14 protein-coding genes and 1 pseudogene are annotated in these 20376 nt (G+C 44.2%); 1 reads left to right on the forward strand and 14 read right to left on the reverse strand.

The window, feature by feature from the left end; genetic code table 11:
* Positions 1-20: 20 nt before the first annotated feature.
* The 4 genes from DW251_RS08620 to DW251_RS08635 form a co-directional block, all read right to left on the reverse strand.
* Positions 21-1058, reverse strand: a complete 1038-nt coding sequence (locus DW251_RS08620) for a stage V sporulation protein AD (RefSeq protein ID WP_118300801.1) — start codon at positions 1056-1058, stop codon at positions 21-23.
* A gap of 183 nt (positions 1059-1241) precedes the next feature.
* Complete coding sequence (locus DW251_RS08625) at positions 1242-3359, reverse strand: heavy metal translocating P-type ATPase (protein WP_118300780.1); 2118 nt, start codon at positions 3357-3359, stop codon at positions 1242-1244.
* Between the two features lie 67 nt (positions 3360-3426).
* Positions 3427-3732 (reverse strand): DUF6110 family protein, encoded by a 306-nt coding sequence (locus DW251_RS08630; RefSeq protein ID WP_118300802.1) that lies wholly within the window; start codon positions 3730-3732, stop codon positions 3427-3429.
* A gap of 151 nt (positions 3733-3883) precedes the next feature.
* Positions 3884-4096, reverse strand: a complete 213-nt coding sequence (locus DW251_RS08635; RefSeq protein ID WP_021871353.1) for a FeoA domain-containing protein — start codon at positions 4094-4096, stop codon at positions 3884-3886.
* Between the two features lie 201 nt (positions 4097-4297).
* On the opposite strand from DW251_RS08635, the gene DW251_RS08640 reads away from it, so the two are divergent.
* Positions 4298-5020, forward strand: a complete 723-nt coding sequence (locus tag DW251_RS08640) for a gamma-glutamyl-gamma-aminobutyrate hydrolase family protein (RefSeq protein WP_118300782.1) — start codon at positions 4298-4300, stop codon at positions 5018-5020.
* Positions 5021-5135: 115 nt separating this feature from the next.
* Here the strand turns inward: DW251_RS08640 and DW251_RS08645 are convergent, their stop codons facing one another.
* The 10 genes and pseudogenes from DW251_RS08645 to DW251_RS18270 all read right to left on the reverse strand — a co-directional run.
* Positions 5136-6047, reverse strand: a complete 912-nt coding sequence (locus DW251_RS08645; protein ID WP_021871351.1) for an AEC family transporter — start codon at positions 6045-6047, stop codon at positions 5136-5138.
* Between the two features lie 130 nt (positions 6048-6177).
* A complete protein-coding gene (gene eno / locus DW251_RS08650) occupies positions 6178-7473 on the reverse strand; it encodes a phosphopyruvate hydratase (RefSeq protein ID WP_021871350.1) in 1296 nt (431 codons plus the stop codon).
* 347 nt (positions 7474-7820) lie between these two features.
* A complete protein-coding gene (locus DW251_RS08655; protein WP_021871349.1) occupies positions 7821-9149 on the reverse strand; it encodes a M18 family aminopeptidase in 1329 nt (442 codons plus the stop codon).
* 94 nt (positions 9150-9243) lie between these two features.
* Positions 9244-10674: a UDP-N-acetylmuramoyl-tripeptide--D-alanyl-D-alanine ligase gene (gene murF, locus DW251_RS08660; RefSeq protein ID WP_021871348.1), complete on the reverse strand. Its 1431-nt coding sequence runs from the start codon at positions 10672-10674 to the stop codon at positions 9244-9246.
* A gap of 2 nt (positions 10675-10676) precedes the next feature.
* Positions 10677-12182 (reverse strand): UDP-N-acetylmuramoyl-L-alanyl-D-glutamate--2,6-diaminopimelate ligase, encoded by a 1506-nt coding sequence (locus tag DW251_RS08665; protein WP_021871347.1) that lies wholly within the window; start codon positions 12180-12182, stop codon positions 10677-10679.
* Between the two features lie 61 nt (positions 12183-12243).
* Complete coding sequence (locus DW251_RS08670) at positions 12244-13911, reverse strand: formate--tetrahydrofolate ligase (protein WP_118300784.1); 1668 nt, start codon at positions 13909-13911, stop codon at positions 12244-12246.
* A 40-nt stretch (positions 13912-13951) separates the two neighbouring features.
* Entirely contained in the window at positions 13952-17212 is a 3261-nt protein-coding gene (locus DW251_RS08675; protein ID WP_118300786.1) for a DNA translocase FtsK, read from the reverse strand.
* A 580-nt stretch (positions 17213-17792) separates the two neighbouring features.
* Positions 17793-18455 carry a hypothetical protein gene (locus DW251_RS08680; RefSeq protein WP_118300787.1) on the reverse strand — a complete coding sequence of 221 codons (663 nt, stop codon included), beginning with the start codon at positions 18453-18455 and terminating at the stop codon, positions 17793-17795.
* Between the two features lie 149 nt (positions 18456-18604).
* Entirely contained in the window at positions 18605-19381 is a 777-nt protein-coding gene (istB, locus tag DW251_RS08685) for an IS21-like element helper ATPase IstB (RefSeq protein ID WP_118213352.1), read from the reverse strand.
* Positions 19378-20376, reverse strand: a pseudogene (locus DW251_RS18270) (IS21 family transposase); the annotation flags it as partial. The gene istB and the pseudogene DW251_RS18270, both read right to left, overlap by 4 nt.

Here is a 20376-nt window from a genome sequence, read left to right on the forward strand (position 1 = left end):
TTTGCCTTCGTACAAAAATTTTATTTTCCCATACGTTCCAGTATCACCCCATGGGCGATCCCCGGTATGGTCTGGCCTTCATTAAAGCTGACAGTAGAAAGCAGGGCTCCTGTAGGGACAAAAAGTACCCGTTTCCAGATACCAGCCTGGATATTTGGCAGGATCAAAGCCCCAAGGACTAAGGCGCTGCAGCCACAGCCGCTTCCTCCTGCGTGGGTATCCTGTTTCTGGTTGTCATAGATTTCTACGCCGCAGTCCATTAAAAATCCTTCCGCTTCCAGACCCTCATTCCGTAAAAGATCTGCCAATGCTTGTTTTCCAATTTTTCCCAGATCCCCGGTAATGATCTTGTCGTACCAGCCACCTTCCAGCTGCTCTTTTGTGATCTCCAGATCTTTTAAATTCTGCATTACCGTATGAAAGGCCGCCGGTGCCATGGCAGCACCCATGTTCATAGAGTCTCTGACCCCGGCATCTACTACCTGCCCTGTAGTGATCCCTGCGATCTGGGCAATTCCCTTTTCCCCATGTTTCCCTATTACCGCCGCCCCGCAGCCGGTTACAGTCCAGGTTGCTGATTTAGGCCGCTGGTTTCCATAGGCAAGAGGAAAACGGAATTCCTTCTCTGCTGTTGCAAAGTGGCTGGATGCCATGGCAAGGACATTTTTTCCGTATCCTGCATTTACGGTCATTGCCCCAAGACCTAAAGCTTCTCCCATAGTAGAGCAGGCGCCATACAGGCCAAATAATGGCACATGCAGACTTCCGGAACCAAAGGATGTAGCGATCAGCTGCCCTAAAAGATCTCCTGCAAACGAATAATCCATCTCCTGCTCTGTCAGCTTTCCTTTTTTCAAAGCCAGACCTGCTGCCTTTTCCTGCATGGCACTTTCCGCTTCTTCCCAGTTTTCCATTCCCATCTTATCATCCGGTTCCACACTGTCAAAGAAGCGTCCCAAAGGTCCCTGTCCTTCCCTGGTACCTGACACTGTTCCTACACTTTTGATAACCGGTGGATGCTCAAATAAAATGCTGGCTCTTCCCTTTTTCTGCTCCATATCCATTCATCTGCCTTTCTTTTCTGCAAACCTCTTTTCTTTAGAATGTGTTATCAGCAGGCAAATTATACAGATCAAAATCCGGGAAAAGCGAGCACGCACATCATTGGCACAAAAAAAGACCGGAACAAAGTATTATTTCTAATACTCCATTCCGGTCTCTGCCAGACAGATCTTTATTTATTAAGCCTCTGCCTCTTCATATTCTTTTCTTTTTTCCTGTTCATTTAACAGGTTGGTCATACTCTTTAAGCTGATGCCCAGTGTAGATGTATTGTGCAGCAGCGCAGAGGTAGCAGGTGCGATCACACCGGCAACACCTAAAAGGATCAGTCCCAGGTTAAATCCGATCACAAAGCGGTAGTTTCCATGGATACGCTTCATTAAACCATTGCTGATCGCCTTTAATGTTACCAGCTGGTACAGATTTTCCTCAGAAATGGTAATATCTGCGATCTCTCTTGCGATCTCAGCGCCTTCACTGATGGCGATACCTACGTCAGCAGCAGAAAGTGCAGGTGAGTCATTAATTCCGTCACCGATCATAATGACCTTGTGACCTAAAGCCTTTTCGCGCTCTACAAAGCCAGCCTTGTCTTCCGGAAGTACCTCGGAGAAGTACTGGTCAACGCCAACTTTTTCAGCAATGGCTCTTGCGGTTCTCTCGCTGTCGCCGGTCATCATAACAATATTCTTGATACCAAGGCTTCTTAATGCATCAATGGTATCCTTTGCCTCATCACGAAGAGGATCCTCAATAAGGATAACAGCTGCCAGCTTTCCGCCGATCGCCATATACAGATGAGAATAATATGGAGGCAGTTCATCAAATGCCTGTTTATGCTCATCCGGGATGATACACTGCTCATCATCAAATACAAAGTGATGGCTTCCGATAACAACACGCTCGCCATTTACATAAGTTGCAATACCGTGAGCTACGATATAGTCAACTTTGGAATGCATTTCTTCATGGACAAGTTTTCTGTTTACTGCTTCTTTTACAACTGCATTTGCCATGGAGTGAGGGAAATGTTCCTCAAGGCAGGCAGCAATTCTTAAGATCTCATTCTTGGTCATATCATTGAACACAACAATATCAGCCAGTACCGGCTCTGCCTTTGTAAGAGTACCGGTCTTGTCAAATACGATGGTGTGCGCCTCAGATACAGCCTCTAAGAACTTTCCGCCCTTAACAGTAATGTGATGGCTGTTTGCCTCACGCATAGCGGAAAGAACAGATAATGGCATTGCAAGCTTTAATGCACAGGAGAAGTCTACCATCAGGATAGACAGTGCCTTTGTAGAGTTGCGGGTCAGCAGCCATGTAAGAGCAGTACCGCCAAGGCTCCACGGAACTAAGGCATCTGCCAGGCTTGCAGCCTTTCCTTCTACAGAAGATTTTAACTTTTCAGAGTCTTCGATCATCTGTACAATGCGCTCGAAACGGGTGGAACCAGCTGCATGTTTTACCTTAAGAGTGATCTCTCCCTCTTCTACGGCTGTTCCTGCGTATACATAAGAGCCGGCTTCCTTCTTTACAGGAACGGACTCACCGGTCATGGAAGCCTGGTTTACCATAGCTTCACCGGTTACAACTTCACCGTCTAACGGGATCACATTTCCAACATGAACGGTTACCAGATCGCCCTCTTTAATATTGGATACAGGAACTAATACTTCTGTGCCATCTACATTCTGCCATACCTTCTCGATATTTAAGGACATGCTTCTTGCCAGATCGCCAACAGACTTCTTGTGGGTCCATTCCTCTAACAGCTCGCCAATTCCCAGTAAGAACATAACAGAACCGGCTGTATTAAAGTCACTTCTTATAATAGAAACGGTAATAGCAGTTGCATCCAGAACTTCTACTTCCAGTTTGCCCTTTAAGAGACAACGGATACCCTTAAATACATAACGGATGGCTTTTGCTGTGGTATAAACTGCTCTTAGCCAGAATGGGAAACAGGTCTTTGTAACCATACGTACAGCTACATGCTTAAACAGCTTTTCCTGGTACTCTCTGTTTAATTCACGTCCGCTGTTTACCGGTACGATCTCCTCTAATTCCTCATTATCATAAGAAAAGGTCCTGACTCCTTCCAGGATCTCCACTCTGTCACCTTTATAAACAATAACTGCGTCTGCGGTTCTTTCATATACCTTCGCATTCAGTACTCCCGGAAGTGTTTCCAGATAGTACTGAAGCAGATCCGCCTGGCGCATGCTCATAACGCCTCTCTGAAATACATGGATACGGACTCTTCCGTTAATCTCATGTTTAATAGAAAATTTCATACGTATATCGCTCCCTGTAAAAGAAAGCCCGGGAAGTTTTTCTCCCCAGGCCCCGATTAGTTTTTAATTAAGCCTCAGCGGTTGCTGCTTCTTCTTCATTGAAGGACTCTTCTGCCTGGCTCTCATCCTCGAAAACTTCTTCCTTGTTTCTCTGCTCGTTGATCTCCTTAGCTTCTGCAAGGATATCTTCTGCATTCTCCTGGATGTTGGTTGCAGTAGTCATAACGCAGTCCTTAGCACGAAGGCCAGCTGCCAGACAGTTGATGTAGAACTTCTTAGCGTCCTTGCTTCCTAAAACCTTAACACCAGCTGTACCGAACAGTACACCACTTGCGAATAAACCAATCTTCTTTACTTTACCGATATCTAACATCATATTTTTATCCTCCTTAATTATCAGGTGTTTTTATAATTTATTTTTTTCATTTGATACTCTAACAAATCAACCCACAGTTAGTCAATTCCAACATTTCTCAATAACTTACATTTTTTGTCCTGTCTTTTACCTCTTCTTTACATGAATTTTATACCTTTATCCTAAAAGCAATCTCTCTTCCTACCGCTACTTTCTCCTTTTCAGTTCCAATGATCAGATCCCCCATACAGTTTTGTATGACCCGGATCCGGCTCCCTTCTGTAATACTATGTTTTTCCATCCATTCTGCTATCCTTGCGCCTGTCACCATCCATTTAACGGTACAGCTCTCTCCAGGCTTTATTTCTGTTAATGCCTGCATATATATGCCCCCTAAATCAATTAATATTGACTAACTTAAGTTATTCATAACTAATATTGTCAGTTAATTTCCTTTGTTGTACCAATATTGTATTCCCATATCAGCCGGTTAGTCAATTATAAATTACTTCTATTTTTCACAAAATAAGTGTAAAATATAAATCAGTGCATTGAAAAATACTACCCAGGAGGATATATACAAATGAAAAAACCGATCATCGGCATCCTTGGTGCCCATATGTCAAATAACGGCGGCCCGGCTCCGGTGCCTGCTGACTATGTAAATCATGCTTACTGTGCAGGTGTGGAAAATGCAGGAGGCATCCCCATTCTTCTGCCTGTTTTAAAAGATCCGGCAGATATGGATCCGGTTCTTGCCATGTGTGACGGACTTCTGATCCCAGGCGGAGTAGATGTGGATCCACGTTTTTACAGCGAAGATCCATCTCCCCTTTTAGGTTCTTTGGACTCTGCCATGGACCGTTTCTGGATTCATGCTGCAAACTATGCCTTAGAGCATAAAATGCCGGTCCTTGGCATCTGCCGTGGACTGCAGCTTGTAAACGTAGCTTTTGGTGGCAGTCTTTATCAGGATCTTTCCTATAAGAACCAGGACCATATGCTCCATTCCCAGAAACAGAACCGCGATTATCTGATCCATCAGGTTACCATGGATGCTGACAGCCATTTAGCTTCTATTTTAGGTGCAGAACCGGTGTATACCAACACCATGCATCACCAGTGCGTAAAAGAACCTGGAAAAGGTCTGAAGATTACCGCCCATACAGCTGATGGAATTCCCGAAGCAATGGAAACAGATGGCGGACAGTTTATCCTGGTGCAGTGGCATCCGGAAGAGCTTCAGGACAGCGAACCAAGAATGCGTGGCTTATTTAAAAATCTAATAGAAAAAGCCAGCAAATAAATATGGCTGCGCTGAATGCGTATTGTGAACATATAAACTAAAAGCAGCATACCTAGTCTTATGGATCTTTCCTAAGATTAACAGGTACGCTGCTTTTTTCACGTTCCATATCCAATTATACTAAAAACAGACACCATACAGGTACTGTTACCAGTGAAAGCAGTGTGGAAGACACTACGCACCGGGTAGCAAATTTCTCATCCTTTTTATATTTGGACGCTATGATCGCTGTTGTGCTGGCTGCAGGCATTGCCGCTAAAACTACAGATACACCTGTTACCAGATCATCTAAACCAGCCAGTTTGCATCCAACATACACCAGAAGGGGTATGAATACCAGACGGATAAATGCATAGTAGATAGTATCACGATCTACCAGTTCCTTCATTTTTACCCTGGATAAGATCACGCCCACCAGTGCCATTGCAAGAAATGTATTTGCACCGGCAATATTTTTTATGGTCACGTTCAGTACTTCCGGCAGCTGTATCTGTGTTACCATCAGGAAAAATCCGATAAATACAGACAGGATGCATGGATGTGTGGCTACTTTTTTAAAGAGCGTTTTCTTATCCGGTGCCTCTGTAAAATAAGTAAGACCTACAGACCACATAAAAATACGCTGTGGGATCACATAAATGGACGCATACATCATTCCCATCTGTCCGAAAATCCCTTCCGCGATAGGATTTCCCAGAATTCCCGCATTGGAACAGATGGTGGCATACTGCAGCACTTTCTTTTTGCTGTCTCCATAGTGATTATAAAGAAACATTCCAAGAACAGAGCTTCCTGTCTGTATTACGATCCCCGCAATAGCAATGGTCATACAGGCAATCAGGATCTGGTGGTTAAACTCGATCTGAAAGGATTTGATAATACTTCCGGGAAGAGTAACATAGATCACCAGATCAGTCAGCAGATTTTTGCCTGTGCCATCTGCCAGTCCCTTCTTCCCGAAAATATACCCGATGAGCAAAAGCAGAAACAGCATTCCCTGTGTCTGAAATAAGCCGGAAAAACTCATAAGAACTACCTCAACTTTTATCTTTTGTCTGCTGGCTTTCAGCCAGTCCGGCTTTTATTCTAGCACACTCTTTATCTGTAAAACAAGTACCTATCTGTATCAGTTCGTTTATATACTGTTTCGGCTGTATTTATCTTTTTGTATTAAAAGCGCCAAAGCCTGGGAACTGTGCAGCTGCACCCAATTCTTCCTCAATACGAAGCAGCTGATTGTACTTGGCAACTCTCTCGCTTCTGCTTGGAGCACCGGTCTTGATCTGGCAGGTATTTAACGCAACAGCCAGGTCTGCAATGGTGGTATCCTCAGTTTCACCGGAACGATGGGATGCGATTGCTGTATAGCCAGCCTTATGAGCCATCTTAATAGCCTCTAAAGTCTCGGAAACGCTGCCGATCTGGTTTAACTTGATCAGAATGGAGTTGCCGCAGCCAAGGCTGATGCCCTTGGACAGACGCTCTGTATTGGTTACAAACAGGTCATCACCAACTAACTGAACCTTGTCGCCCAGTTCCTTGGTCATTAACTGCCAGCCTTCCCAGTCTTCCTCATCCAGACCATCCTCGATGGAGTAGATCGGGTATTTCTCACACAGATCTTTCCAGTGTGCGATCAGTTCTTTGGAAGTAAACTTCTTTCCGCACTTAGGAAGGATGTACTCGCCCTTTACACTGCCCTTCCACTCACTGGAAGCTGCATCCATTGCCAGTACGAAGTCTTTTCCCGGCTCGTAACCTGCACGTTTTACTGCCTCTAAGATGCACTGGATGGCTTCTTCATCACTTCCAAGGTCTGGTGCAAAACCGCCCTCATCACCAACAGAAGTTGCCAGTTTTCTCTCCTTTAATAAGGCAGCTAATGCATGGAATACTTCTGCACACCAGCGCAGTCCTTCTTTGAAACTTGGAGCGCCTGCCGGCATGATCATAAATTCCTGCACATCTACGGTATTTGCTGCATGAGCGCCGCCGTTTAAGATGTTCATCATAGGAAGTGGAAGTCTGTTTCCGTTTGCTCCGCCAAGGAAACGGTACAGCGGGATCTGCAGTGCATTTGCTGCTGCTCTTGCACTTGCGATAGATACAGCTAAAATAGCGTTTGCGCCTAAATTTGATTTATCTTTTGTTCCGTCTGCCTGGATCATAGCACGGTCTACTGCATAAACATCAGAAGGATCCATTCCCTTTAATACCTGTGAAATAACGGTATTTACATTCTCAACTGCCTTTAAAACACCTTTTCCGCCAAAACGGCTCTTGTCACCGTCACGCAGCTCCAGTGCTTCAAACTCACCTGTAGATGCGCCGCTTGGTGCGGTTCCTCTGCCTACCGTTCCGTCTGTAAGATAAACTTCTGCCTCTACAGTAGGATTACCTCTTGAATCAATGATCTCTCTTCCGATTACTTTTTCGATTTCCAAATGCTTCATAATTTTGTCCTTTCTGGCAACGGAGTTTTCCCCCGGCAGGTCATACCGGGGGACTTAGCCATGATCATTTCACATTAGTTAGTCATTTCTAACCGTTAATATTTTAGCATAGTTGGGTGGCAAACGCAATGTGGCTTATAGGGAAGTTTTTTCAAGTAGAAGTGAGGCCGCGCCCTGACGGGCGCAGATGGGCAAAGCCCTGGGGAGCCGAGCGAGAACCAGGGTAGTCCCCAAGAGGCTGAAGTGGCCATGCGCATTTACATACAAAAACAGGGCCTCCTATTTATAGAATGCCCTGCTTTTTTGAATTTATTCTATTTTACCTTTCCCAACAGAGGAGTTGTCTCTTACTCACCCAGACTATAATTTCCATTTCCCTCAGCTACAATACAGCTGTTGAAAAATTCGGTTGCTGCCTTGATAAGATAGCAGGTATCTTTCACGCCTGCCGTCTCATAAGGAGAATGCATTGCAAACTGAGGAAGTCCAATGTCTACGGTATTTAAGGAAACATGGGCATTGGAGATATTTCCCAATGTGGAACCGCCTGCAATGTCAGAACGGTTGGTGAAGGTCTGTACCGGAACCTGTACTTTCTTGCATAATGCTTTGAAAACAGCTGCGGATACAGCATCGGTGGTGTACTTCTGGTTTGCGTTGTATTTAATTACAATACCTTCGTTAATAGCCGGACGGTTGGTTAGGTCTGCTACATCTGCGTGGTTTGGATGTACTGCATGAGCGTTGTCTGCAGAGATCATAAAGCTGGAAGCAACTGCCATAAGATACTGCTCTCTGGTACGTCCTAAACTGTCGTTGATCCGCTCTAAAACATCCTTTAAGAAAGTAGAGTCTGCGCCCTGCTTGGTACCGCTTCCTACTTCTTCGTTGTCAAAGATAGCTGCTACAGAAATACTGGAGCTGTTTTCTCCTTCGATCACTGCTTTTACGGAAGAGAAGGCACACTGAAGGTCATCCAGTCTTCCACAGGAAAGGAAGGTCTCATCTGCGCCCCAGATAGTTCCTGGCTGACGGTTGTATAAGAACAGATCATGTCCTAAAATATCCTCTTCTTTTACACCTGCAGCTTCTGCGATCAGAGACATGAAGGTTCCCTTTGCTTCCAGACTGCCAAATACAGGAAGCATATCCTTCTGTGCATTGTAAGCATAGCCGTCATTTACCTGACGGTTCATATGGATGGCCAGATTTGGGATCATCACCAGATCACGGTCTACATTTACCAGCTTGGATACCAGACGGCTTCCCTCAGAAACTACCAGTCTTCCGGCAATGGATAATGGTCTGTCAAACCATGGTGCGCAGATCATGCCGCCGTATTTTTCTACATTTAACTTGATGCAGTGAGCTGCTTCCATCTCCGGATTTTCCTTGATCTTAAAGGTTGGGGAATCGCTGTGGCTTGCTATGATCTGAAAGCCCTTAAAATCTTTTCCCGGTACCTTAAATGCGATCACAGAAGACTGATTGCGGGTCACAAAATAACGGCCGCCAGCCTCAAGTTTCCAACTTTCTTCCTCTTTCACCTCTGTAAAACCGGCTGCTGTAAGCATATCTACTACATTTTTCACTGCATGGAAGCAGGAAGGGCTGTTCTGTAAAAATGTAAGCAGTTCCTTTGCTGTTTCGTTGTAGTTTTCTCTTGTTAATTCCATAATGATAAATAACTTCTCCTTATAATACTATCATATTTCCTAAATATCGCGTTTAGAAACCACGCCTGCAAAAGCAGACGGATATTTATTCTGCTTACTTTTCTTTCATATATGCTACTGCCTTAGAAAGTCCCATACTGTTGGACCCCTTAAACAGCAGGCAGTCCCCGAAAGCTACATGGTCATCCAACCATTGTTCCAGTTCTTCCAGGCTTTTTACTTCTGTCAGAGGAATATCTCCACCGGCTGCCTTTAAACCGGCACCGATCTCTTTTGCCAGTTCACCATATAAAACTACCTGATCTGCAGGATGCTCTTTTAAGAAAGCACCTACCTCCTGATGGAATTTTACAGTATCCGGTCCTAATTCCTTCATATCTGCAAGAACAGCGATCCGCTTTCCTTCACATGGCAAAGAGCCAAGTACTTCGATCCCCGCTTTCATGGAAACCGGGCTTGCGTTATAACTGTCATCGATCACAGTGACACCATTCAGATGTACGATCTGCTGACGTCCCTTAAAGCCTTCAAAACGGCACAGCGGTTCTGCTGCCATTTCCATGGAAATACCGTATTCTCCTGCTACTGCCAGAGCTGCCAGGGCATTCTGTACCATATGAACACCCATGACCTGAAGACGCAGCTGTACTTTTTCATCTCCATGAACTGCTGTAAATACAGGATAACCTTCTTCTAAGTGCAGGTCTTCGCCTCTGTAATCGCAGCCTTCAGAAAGTCCGTACAGAACCTTTTTTCTGCCGCCTTCCGGAACTACATCTCTAAGAAGGGGATCATCTCCATTTAAGAACAGAGTTCCCTTTTCAGACATTCCATCCTGGATATGCAGTTTCTCTTTTAAAATATTTTCCTGAGAGCCTAACTGTTCAATATGGGCTACTCCAATATTGGTCATAACCGCACAGTTTACCTGGGCTACATTTGCAATACGGGTCATTTCTCCCGGCTCACTCATTCCCAGCTCGATCACGCCGATCTCTGCATTTTCCGGAATTTCCGCAACAGTAATAGGAACACCTACCTGGCTGTTGCTGTTTCCAGGTGTTTTGTATACAAGGAAACCTGCACTTAAAGCAGCCGCTACCATTTCACGGGTCGTTGTCTTTCCTACGCTTCCGGTAATGCCAACTAACGGGATCGGATTGTTTCTTCTGCAATAAGCTCCAAAATCCTGAAGTGCTTTTCTGGTATCAGGAACGCAGATCCAGGCAGCTGCCTTTGCAGCTGTCTCTTTTTCTTTGTCACCTTTACACTGGGTAAGAATGGCTTCCTGTACTTCCTCTTCGGTTTTATGACGGCTGGTAAATACAACGGTTGCGCCATTTCCGATGGCCATGCAGATATAATCATGTCCGTCTGCCCGCTCGCCGATAATAGGGACAAACAGGTCATTTCCTGCCATTTTTCTGGAATCCAGGCTGATATGCTCTGCTACCGGCTCATTTCCCTCATGGGCCAGAACGCCTCCTGCTGCCTGCGCAAGAGCCTTTGCTGTTATCTTTTTCATCTTTATGCCTTCTCTCCCAGTTCTTTTACTGTTTCTTCGATCACTTCACGGTCCAGGAAATGATGGCGGACACCATTGATCTCCTGATAATCCTCATGTCCCTTTCCAATGACAGCTACCATATCTCCCGGCTGTGCATGAAGGATGCTATAGCGGATGGCTTCCCTGCGGTCCGGGATCTCAATAAACTTTCCGCCTGTCTTTTCAATGCTTCCGCGGATATCCGCAATGATATCTTCTACTTTCTCATAGCGGGAGTTATCTGCTGTAATGATACTCAGATCTGCCATCTTTCCGCCGATCTCTCCCATGGAATAACGGCGGTCCTTAGAACGGTTTCCACCGCAGCCGAACACGCATACCAGACGTTTTGGCTTATAATCCCGGAGTGTGGATAACAGGCTTTCCATGCTCACTGCATTATGGGCGTAATCCACAAGAACTGTACATCTTTCGCTGGTATAGACGATCTCCATACGGCCATTTACACGGATATTTTCTAAGGCATGGCTGATCCGCGCCTGATCCAGTCCCAAAAAGCTGCATACACTGACAGCCGCCAGGGCATTTACCACATTAAAGAGACCGGGGATACCCAGTCTTACTTCCATATCATATTTACCGGAAATGTGGAACTCTGTTCCCACAAAATCAGGCTGGGATACATAGCGGATATCAGATGCCACAAAATCAGCCTCTTTGCTTTCTTCACTGTAAGTATAAAGTTCACAGTTTGCTGCCTTTATGATCTGCGGTGCATGTTTATCATCTTTATTTACAAGACCAATACCGCACATATTTAACAATCTGGTCTTATAGTACAGATATTCCTCAAAATCCGCATGTTCTCCCGGTCCAATATGATCCGGGGAAATATTGGTAAAGATGGCATAGTTAAAATACAGCCCATCTGTACGATGCATTTTAATACCCTGTGAGGATACTTCCATCACTGCATACTCACAGCCGGCTTCTACCATCTGCGCAAATGCCTGGTGCAGTTCATAAGACTCCGGAGTGGTATTTAAGGTAGGGGTCACCACATCCCCGATCACAGTACCGGTGGTTCCGATCATACCCACTTTCTTTCCTGCAGCCAGTAAAATAGCACGGATCATATGGGTAGTGGTGGTCTTTCCCTTGGTTCCTGTTACACCGATCATTACCAGCTTTTTAGCCGGATGGTCAAAACGGGCAGCTGATAAAAGAGCCAGGGCATGACGGCCTTCTTCTACCATGACCACTGTTACCTGTTTTAATTCTTCCTCAGAGAGGCCGCTGTTTTTCAGCTCTTCTTCCACCGGTCTTTCTGTTACCAGGACACGCACACCTGCTTTTAACACCTGGGGAATGAAACTGTGTCCATCCACCCGGATCCCTTTCATTGCTACAAATACCTTTCCAGGCGCTGCTTTTCTGGAATCATAGATCACATCTTCTGTTTCTACATCTACGCTTCCCTGAAGCAGCGTATAGTCAAGTTCTTTCAGCCAATCACGAAAAATCATGTTTTAAACCTCTTGTTTCTGCTATATTTGCCGGTGATCCCCCAAAAAGGGGGATCCACTTTTAGAACAGGCCGGTGATCTTTCCGTTTACCACATCAATGCCTTCTGCAGCCGGTTTTTTAGGAAGTCCCGGCATAGTCATGATGGAACCGGTAAGAACCACTACAAAGCCAGCTCCGGCACAGACATAGGCGTCTCTTACATTAATAGTAAAGCCAGCCGGTCTTCCAAGCTTTGTCTGATCATCAGACAGGGAATACTGGGTCTTTGCCATACATACAGGCAGATTGCCAAAGCCCATTTCTTCAATGCGCTTTAATGCCTTGGAAGCTGCCGGTGCATAAGATACGCCATCTGCTCCGTAGATCTCAGAAGCAATGGTTCCGATCTTATCTTTTAATGGCATCTCATCTGTATAAAGTGGCTTAAAGTCACCCCTCTTATTTTCCAGGGTATTTAATACCTTCTCAGCTAAGGCCATGCCGCCTTCGCCGCCCTTTGCCCAGACTTCTGCCAAGGCAAATTCACAGCCTCTGTCCTCGCAGAAGCGCTTGATATAAGCATACTCAGCTTCTGTATCGGTTATGAAAGAATTTAAGGTAACAACTACCGGAACACCAAATTTCTGGATATTTTCAATGTGCTTTTCAAGGTTTACAATACCTCTCTTTAATGCATCCAGATTTTCTTCGGAAAGCTGGTCTTTTGGAACACCGCCATTATATTTTAATGCTCTTACGGTTGCTACTAATACAACTGCATCTGGATGGATGCCTGCTTTGCGGCACTTGATATCCATAAATTTCTCTGCACCCAGGTCAGCACCGAAACCAGCCTCTGTAACAACGATATCACAAAGTTTTAACGCTGTCTTTGTAGCACGTACACTGTTACAGCCATGAGCGATATTTGCAAATGGTCCGCCGTGTACTAAAGCACCTGTATGCTCTAAGGTCTGGATCATATTTGGCTTTAAAGCATCCTTTAACAGAGCTGCCATAGAACCAACTGCGTGAAGATCTGCTGCAGTTACAGGCTCTCCTGCAAAGTTGTAGGCAACGATGATCTTGCCAAGACGGTCTTTTAAGTCTTCCATATCATTTGCAAGACAGAGGATGGCCATGATCTCAGATGCAACAGTGATAACAAAATGGTCTTCACGTACCATACCGTCAGCCTTTGCGCCAAGACCTACTACTACATTTCTTAAAACGCGGTCATTCATATCCAGGCAGCGTTTCCAGAGAATCTGTCTTGGATCAATGCCAAGTGCATTTCCCTGCTGGATGTGATTGTCAAGAAGAGCTGCCAGCAGATTGTTTGCAGATGTGATCGCATGGAAGTCACCTGTAAAATGAAGGTTCAGATCTTCCATAGGAAGTACCTGTGCGTAGCCGCCGCCTGCTGCTCCGCCTTTGATGCCAAAGCACGGTCCAAGGGATGGTTCTCTTAAGGCGATGATGGCATTTTTGCCCATCTTGCCAAGAGCTTCTCCCAGACCTACAGTAATCGTAGTCTTTCCCTCACCAGCCGGTGTAGGATTGATGGCTGTTACCAGGACCAGCTTGCCGTCCGGACGTCCTTTTACTTTCTCCCAGAGTTCATCTGAAAGTTTTGCTTTATATTTTCCATAAAGCTCCAGATCATCCTCTCCAATACCATAAGATGCTGCTACTTCCTTAATTGGCTTCATTACCGCTTCCTGTGCGATCTCAATATCTGTTTTCATAGGTACTTCCTCCTTGATGAATAATGATATGATAATGATATTATCTGCCCTGTTCAAGCAGTTCTTCAAACTGCTCCGGGCTCATTAATACTTTTCTCGGCTTGGTTCCTTCTTCTTCGCCTACAACTCCGGCTTCTGCCAGCTGGTCCATAATACGGGCCGCCCGGTTAAAACCGATCTTAAAGACTCTCTGCAGCATACCAATGGATGCCTTGTCTTTTTCAATAATAAATTTACCAGCCTGGGCAAAATATTCATCCCGTCCGGCTGAGGAACTGCCTCCATCCGAAGAAGGCGCAGCCACACGGCTGATCACATCTTCATTATACTGGGCAGTCATTCCCTGTTCTGTTAAAAATTCTACTACCCGTCCTACCTCTTCGTCAGAGACAAAGGCGCCCTGAACACGCTGAGGTTTCGGGAAACCTGCAGGATAAAAGAGCATATCGCCCTTTCCAAGCAGTTTTTCCGCACCGTTCATATCAATAATGGTACGGGAGTCTACACCGGAAGAAACCGCAAAGGCAATTCTGGATGGTACATTGGCCTTGATCAGACCGGTGATGACATTTACAGATGGTCTCTGGGTTGCAATTACCAGATGGATACCGGCCGCACGGGCTAACTGTGCCAGACGGCAGATAGAGTCTTCCACCTCTCCCGGCGCAACCATCATAAGGTCTGCCAGCTCGTCGATGATGATAACGATCTGAGGCAGTTTCTTTGGCTTTTTATCATCTGGAATATCCGTCAGCTTGTCTACTTTTTCGTTGTATCCCTTTAAATCTCTTACATTACATTCTGCAAACTTCTTATATCGGTCTGTCATCTCCGCAACTGCCCAGTTTAATGCTCCGGATGCCTTTTTCGGATCTGTAACAACCGGGATCAGCAGATGAGGGATACCATTGTATACACTTAACTCTACTACCTTCGGATCTACCATGATCATCTTTACATCCTTTGGATCGGATTTAAAGATAATACTCATGATGAGGGTATTGATACAGACGGATTTACCAGAACCGGTAGCACCTGCGATCAAAAGGTGTGGCATCTTGGCAATATCTGTAACAACTACCTGTCCGCCGATATCCTTACCTACTGCAAAGGCAAGGCGGGATTTATGGTTCTTAAAAGAGTCGGAGTCAAGAAGTTCTCTTAAGTATACGATATTGTTCTCCTTATTCGGAACTTCAATACCCACCGCAGATTTTCCCGGGATCGGCGCCTCAATACGGATATCCGCAGCTGCAAGGCTTAACTTGATATCATCTGTAAGGCCTACGATCTTGCTTACCTTTACCCCCTGTTCCGGCAGTAATTCATATCTGGTAACAGAAGGACCGCAGCTGATATTGGTAACCGTAACACCGACACCAAAGTTGTGTAACGTCTGCTGCAGTTTAATAGCAGTTGCCTTATATTCATTTTCTGAGAAGGCATTATTATTTCTCACCGGTTTCTTTAAAAGATCCGTTGGCGGGAATATGTATTCTTTTTCTACTTCCTGTTTTGCGATCTCTTTGGCAACTGCCTCAGATGACTCTTCTTCTGAAGGCGGAGTGATCCGTACTTTTTCATTGGAAGATCGAGGTGCCATAAAAGGATCTGCCTTTGGCACAGATGCAGCAGCTTCTGCCGCCCGGGTGCTTTCCAGCTTCTTCTTTAACAGATCTGTTTCTGCTTCGATCACTTTTCCGGAAGCTGTCACTATCTGCTTTTTCTCCTCCGGTACATAGATGGAACCGGAAGCAGCAGCCAGTGGATCAGGAGAAACACTCTCATCCAGTTTTGGATCCCAGGGGGACTCCTCTGGCTCTTCTGTGATCTCTTCCCAGTCTTCTGACTGTTCAAAGTCTCTTTGCGTTTGAGGTTTTTTCTCATCATTTATGTGAGATTTTTCCTCATATTCAGCTTTTCCGCTGTTGTATATAGGTGTCTCCGTTGCTTTCTCAGCTGCTCTTTTCTCTTCCTCCAGATCAGCCAGACTGACTGTTTCTTCCGGAAGATCTTCATCCCACAACGGTTCCTCAACAGGAACTCTCTGTATTTCTTTTGGAAGGGGTTCTTCCTCTTCTTTTATCGCATGTTCAGACACAGCAGATACTTTCTGCTCCCAGGCAGTGGGCCGTCCGGCAGGGATCACATCAGGAGCCGGTATCTCCATCTCCTCTAAGGTCCGTCGATCTTTTGGAACGTGGATCGTCTCATACTGCTGTTCTAACTCATCAGCAAGAGCCTCTGTCTCATCCTTTTCATCCTTATTTTTCTCATAGCCGGATGGCATCTGGATCTTGCCCCTGAACTCGTCTGCTGGAGAAGGGATCTCCTCTTCTTCCTCATAGACTACCCGGTTCTTTCCTGTAGCTGCCGGTTTTTCCTCCGGGATCTCATCCATCTCAGGTTTAGCAGCCTGCTGCTTTGTACCAAACTCCCGCTCAAAGGCTTCCTCATCGTATTCTGCATCTTCCGGAACAGGGCGTCTGCCTTCATCTACAGCCGTCAGTCTGGTGGCATTTAAGTTGACACCACGTACTCTCTGTTCTTCTCTTAACAGTTTACGCTCTTCTGCTCTCTGGGCATGGATCTCTTTTCTACGGTCCATATCTTCTCTTGCATACTGATAAGCCCGTCCACTGCCCTGCTTAACTGCCGAAACAAAGGATTTACCTGTTATACATACCATGCACAGGATCAGGATTACTAAAAATACCAGATAAGCGCCTGCTCTTCCAACAAAGAACATAAGAGCCATAGCTAGCGCTCCGCCTACCAGACCGCCTCCGGCGCCTCCATTCGAAGCATCTGCATAGATCTGCATTACAGATCCGCCCTGAGGCATCCTTCCAAAAAGCAACTGGAACAGTCCGCAAAGAGTGATCAGCGCCCCGATCACAGCTCCTAATTTAATAGCTGCATGGATATTTCCCTGATTTGATAAATGAAAACAGGTTCCTACAAAGATCAGGATCGGTAAAAGATATCCCAGGATGCCAAACAGTCCTAACTGTATCCCCTTAAGGATCTGTCCTACGATCCCGCATAAACCAAAGTTACTTAAAAATAAAAGGATGGCAACGGCAAAAGAACAGATAATGATCACTTCTGCCCTCATAAACCCTAAATCGTCTTCTTCATAAACCGCTTCCGGCGCCTGTCTTGAGGAACTTCTTTTTGTGCCGGATGCCGTGGATCGTTTTCTGCTGTTTCCTGCTGTGGTTTCTTTTTTTGTCGTACTTCCCTTAGGTCTTCCCGGTTTACCCGTTCTTCCCTGCTGTTTTTTTACTGAATCAGCCACAAATCATAGCCTCCCATTTCCATAAAACGTTCTCAGAGAACATATGTTCTCTGATTTTAAAGACTATTTACAGTATACAAAAAATTCGTAAGAATTGCAACGCTTTTGATTTTTCACCTTCAATTCGTAAAGTAAATTTTTAAGCTATTGTTATCGACTAAATATATAAAAATAGCCCCGGCATTGTGAATACCGAGGCGTAATGGTTATCTTGAGTATGATATTATATGTTTTAAAAAACTTAAAATGCATTCAAAGCCGTTGTTAAATATTGCTGTAAAAAATGAACTTAAAAAGCATGAAGCTATAAGTTTTTTATTTTCATCTGTTAGTACCTTTCTTTCTTTATAAAATGGTATTTTCAAAATATAATATCGCTCCTTTTATTAAATTTTAAATCCTAATTAAATATAAAATCGGATGGACAATTCTCAATGAATTGGAAGTTGATTTATATGTATAAAAAGGAGATTATGGTCAAGAAAACCATATATTTTATTATACTATATATTTAGGCAAAAATAAAAGACCTGTCGTTCTAAATCATAAAAATAAATGATAAAAACGGTAGGTCTTTTATTTATAATCCAGAATTATTTACATCTGGTTTGTAATTTATATCACGATATTGTATTACCATACCTACTTTGTACTTTTGACTCGACATTGTAAGCATAATTGATGTATTATCTTTTTCCCAAGTTGCTGTATATACAACATATCCATATTCTAATGCTTTTGAAGGACCGGCGTGTTCAATTAGGCTTTCTTTTTCATTAGGCATAATTGTATCTATACTAGGCGTTCCATATTTTTGAATAAGGGAATTTTTCAATGAATTATAAGCGGTTATAAATTGTCCTCCACTTGTATAATTCAAATTAAATAAATACAAACCCTCATATAATTTTTCATTTTCAAAACGATAAAATGTATAAGCATCATATCCACTTACGGTTGTTTCTCCAAAAAGTCCTCCGTCCTCTGTAGGTTCCAAGTTTATTTTGGTTTCATATTTTTTTACTGTGTCTGTATCATCACCCCAAATACTACTTCTAAATGTACATCCTTCTCTGTGTTCAATAATTTCCTTATCAGCTTCTGATGTAGGTTCGCTTTCTGTCTCTTCGGGTCTGGTAACAGTAGCTATCGTAGAAGTAACTCTTACGTTTGTTTTAGAAGAATTACAACCACCTAAAATAAATGTTGTACTCATCAATAATATTACAGCAATTTTTTTCATACCTTTTTCTCCTATTTTAAAATATTTTCAAATAATTTTTGTACATTCTTTGGTGAATGAGTGAATATTACGGTGCGGCAGAGCCGCCAGTCCGGTGTGGCGAGAGCCACCTGTCCGGACTAACGGAGCCACCCCATTTTTTTATTAAGTTACTTTGCCATTGCTGGGTCCAGTCCATATACTTCTCTCATAGAGAGATCTTTAGCTGGGTCAACACTTTCAATATCGATCTTATAGGAATCATACGATATGCGATCCATGATGGCATCGGCAAGAGTACTTTCACCATCACAGATTTGCTGGTACCACTCACTTTCACGGAACTGAGAACAAAAGATTGTTGAAGATTTTTTACGTCTTTTATGTATCAGTTCAAAAAGATTTCTGGCTTCAGCTTCTGTCAGTTTAAGAAGCAGCCACTCATCAAGGATCAGTACTATTGGCTTGGTGTATTTCTTCAGGACAGTCGAGAAAGTTCCATTGTCCCTGGCAGCCTGTAAGTCCAATAATAGATCAGGAAGTCGTACATACCGTACTGAGTAATAGTGCTTGCATGCTTCCATGCCAAAGGCACAGGCCATGTAAGTTTTACCACTTCCGGTTGCTCCAGTAATAAAGATGTTCCGGTATTCTGTAATGTATTCACAGGTTGCCAGACGGTTGATCAGTGCTTTGTTCAGCTTTCGTCCAGAATGGTAATCAATCGCTGCAATGCTGGCATCTGGCTGTTCAAACTCAGCCTGGCGGATCAGCCTTTTCAGACGATTGTTTTTGCGGTTGCTATATTCGACATCAACAAGCATACCGAACCGATCTTCGAATGGAACTTCCTTCATTGCAGGATCATCCATCTGGATACGGAATGCATCTGCCATAGCAGTCAGACGCATTTCAATAAGTTTATCGATTGTACTTTGATTTGTCATGATTGTTTACCTCCATAGTATCTGGCTCCTCTGGTTATGCCGTGTGGTTTTACTGCCTGAGATGATTCTGATCCGGTATCAGGTTCATCCTTTGCTGCAACCAATAGATTTTTGATACTTTTATAGCTGGGTTTACCGGAATAAGAGAGCGCCGTGGCGCAGGCCTGTTCCAGTTTTTCTGGCGAATGTTTTTCTGCCAGTTTCAATAATCCCATGCAGCTTCTGTAGGATTGCTGTTCAATTCTGCCGGAGGTAAGTATCGCATTGACAACCTTACTTGTGTTAATTCCAATCGAATCAGCCCACTTACGGAATCGGTCACCATTCCATTCCAGATATTTCTGGTGTTCCTGTGGCATATGTTCTGTCACTGTAGAATATTGACCGCTTCTTCCATAGAGTCGTCTGTGGGAGGCAATACGATTGTGATTATAAAATATTTCAACCGTTGTATCTGTTATACGCACATCAACCTTATTTTTGATATACTGATAAGGCACGGAGTAGAACATTCTGTCTACTGCGATGTGATAGTTAAACTGGACGGTGGCTTGTTTCCACTCAGCCAGTTCAAAAGGTGTAGCAGGCAACGGAGCCAGTAATGGCATTTCTTCCCCAAGAAATAAACTGAGTCTGCTACATTCCTTTTTCTGGAATTTACGAGCATTGTAGGCATCCAGTTTTTCACGGATTGAGGCATTCAATTCTGCAAGAGAGAAAAACTGCTCATTGCGAAGGGCTGCTGTTATCCATGTGGATATCTTTCCTACTGCTCCCTCTACATTCGGTTTATCCTTGGGTTTCCGGACTCTGGCTGGAAGGATGGCAAGATTGTAATGTTCTGCCATCTCATGATAAGTTGTGTTTAAGGCAGTGTTGTACCAGTCACTCTTTTTATGATTCACTGCGGTTGTACAGTTATCAGAAACGAGCATAGGTGTGACACCGCCAAAGAAATCAAACATCTGGACATGAGCTTTGATCCAGTTGTCAGT

The organism is Clostridium sp. AM22-11AC, from assembly GCF_003473545.1.
Lineage (GTDB): Bacteria > Bacillota > Clostridia > Lachnospirales > Lachnospiraceae > Enterocloster.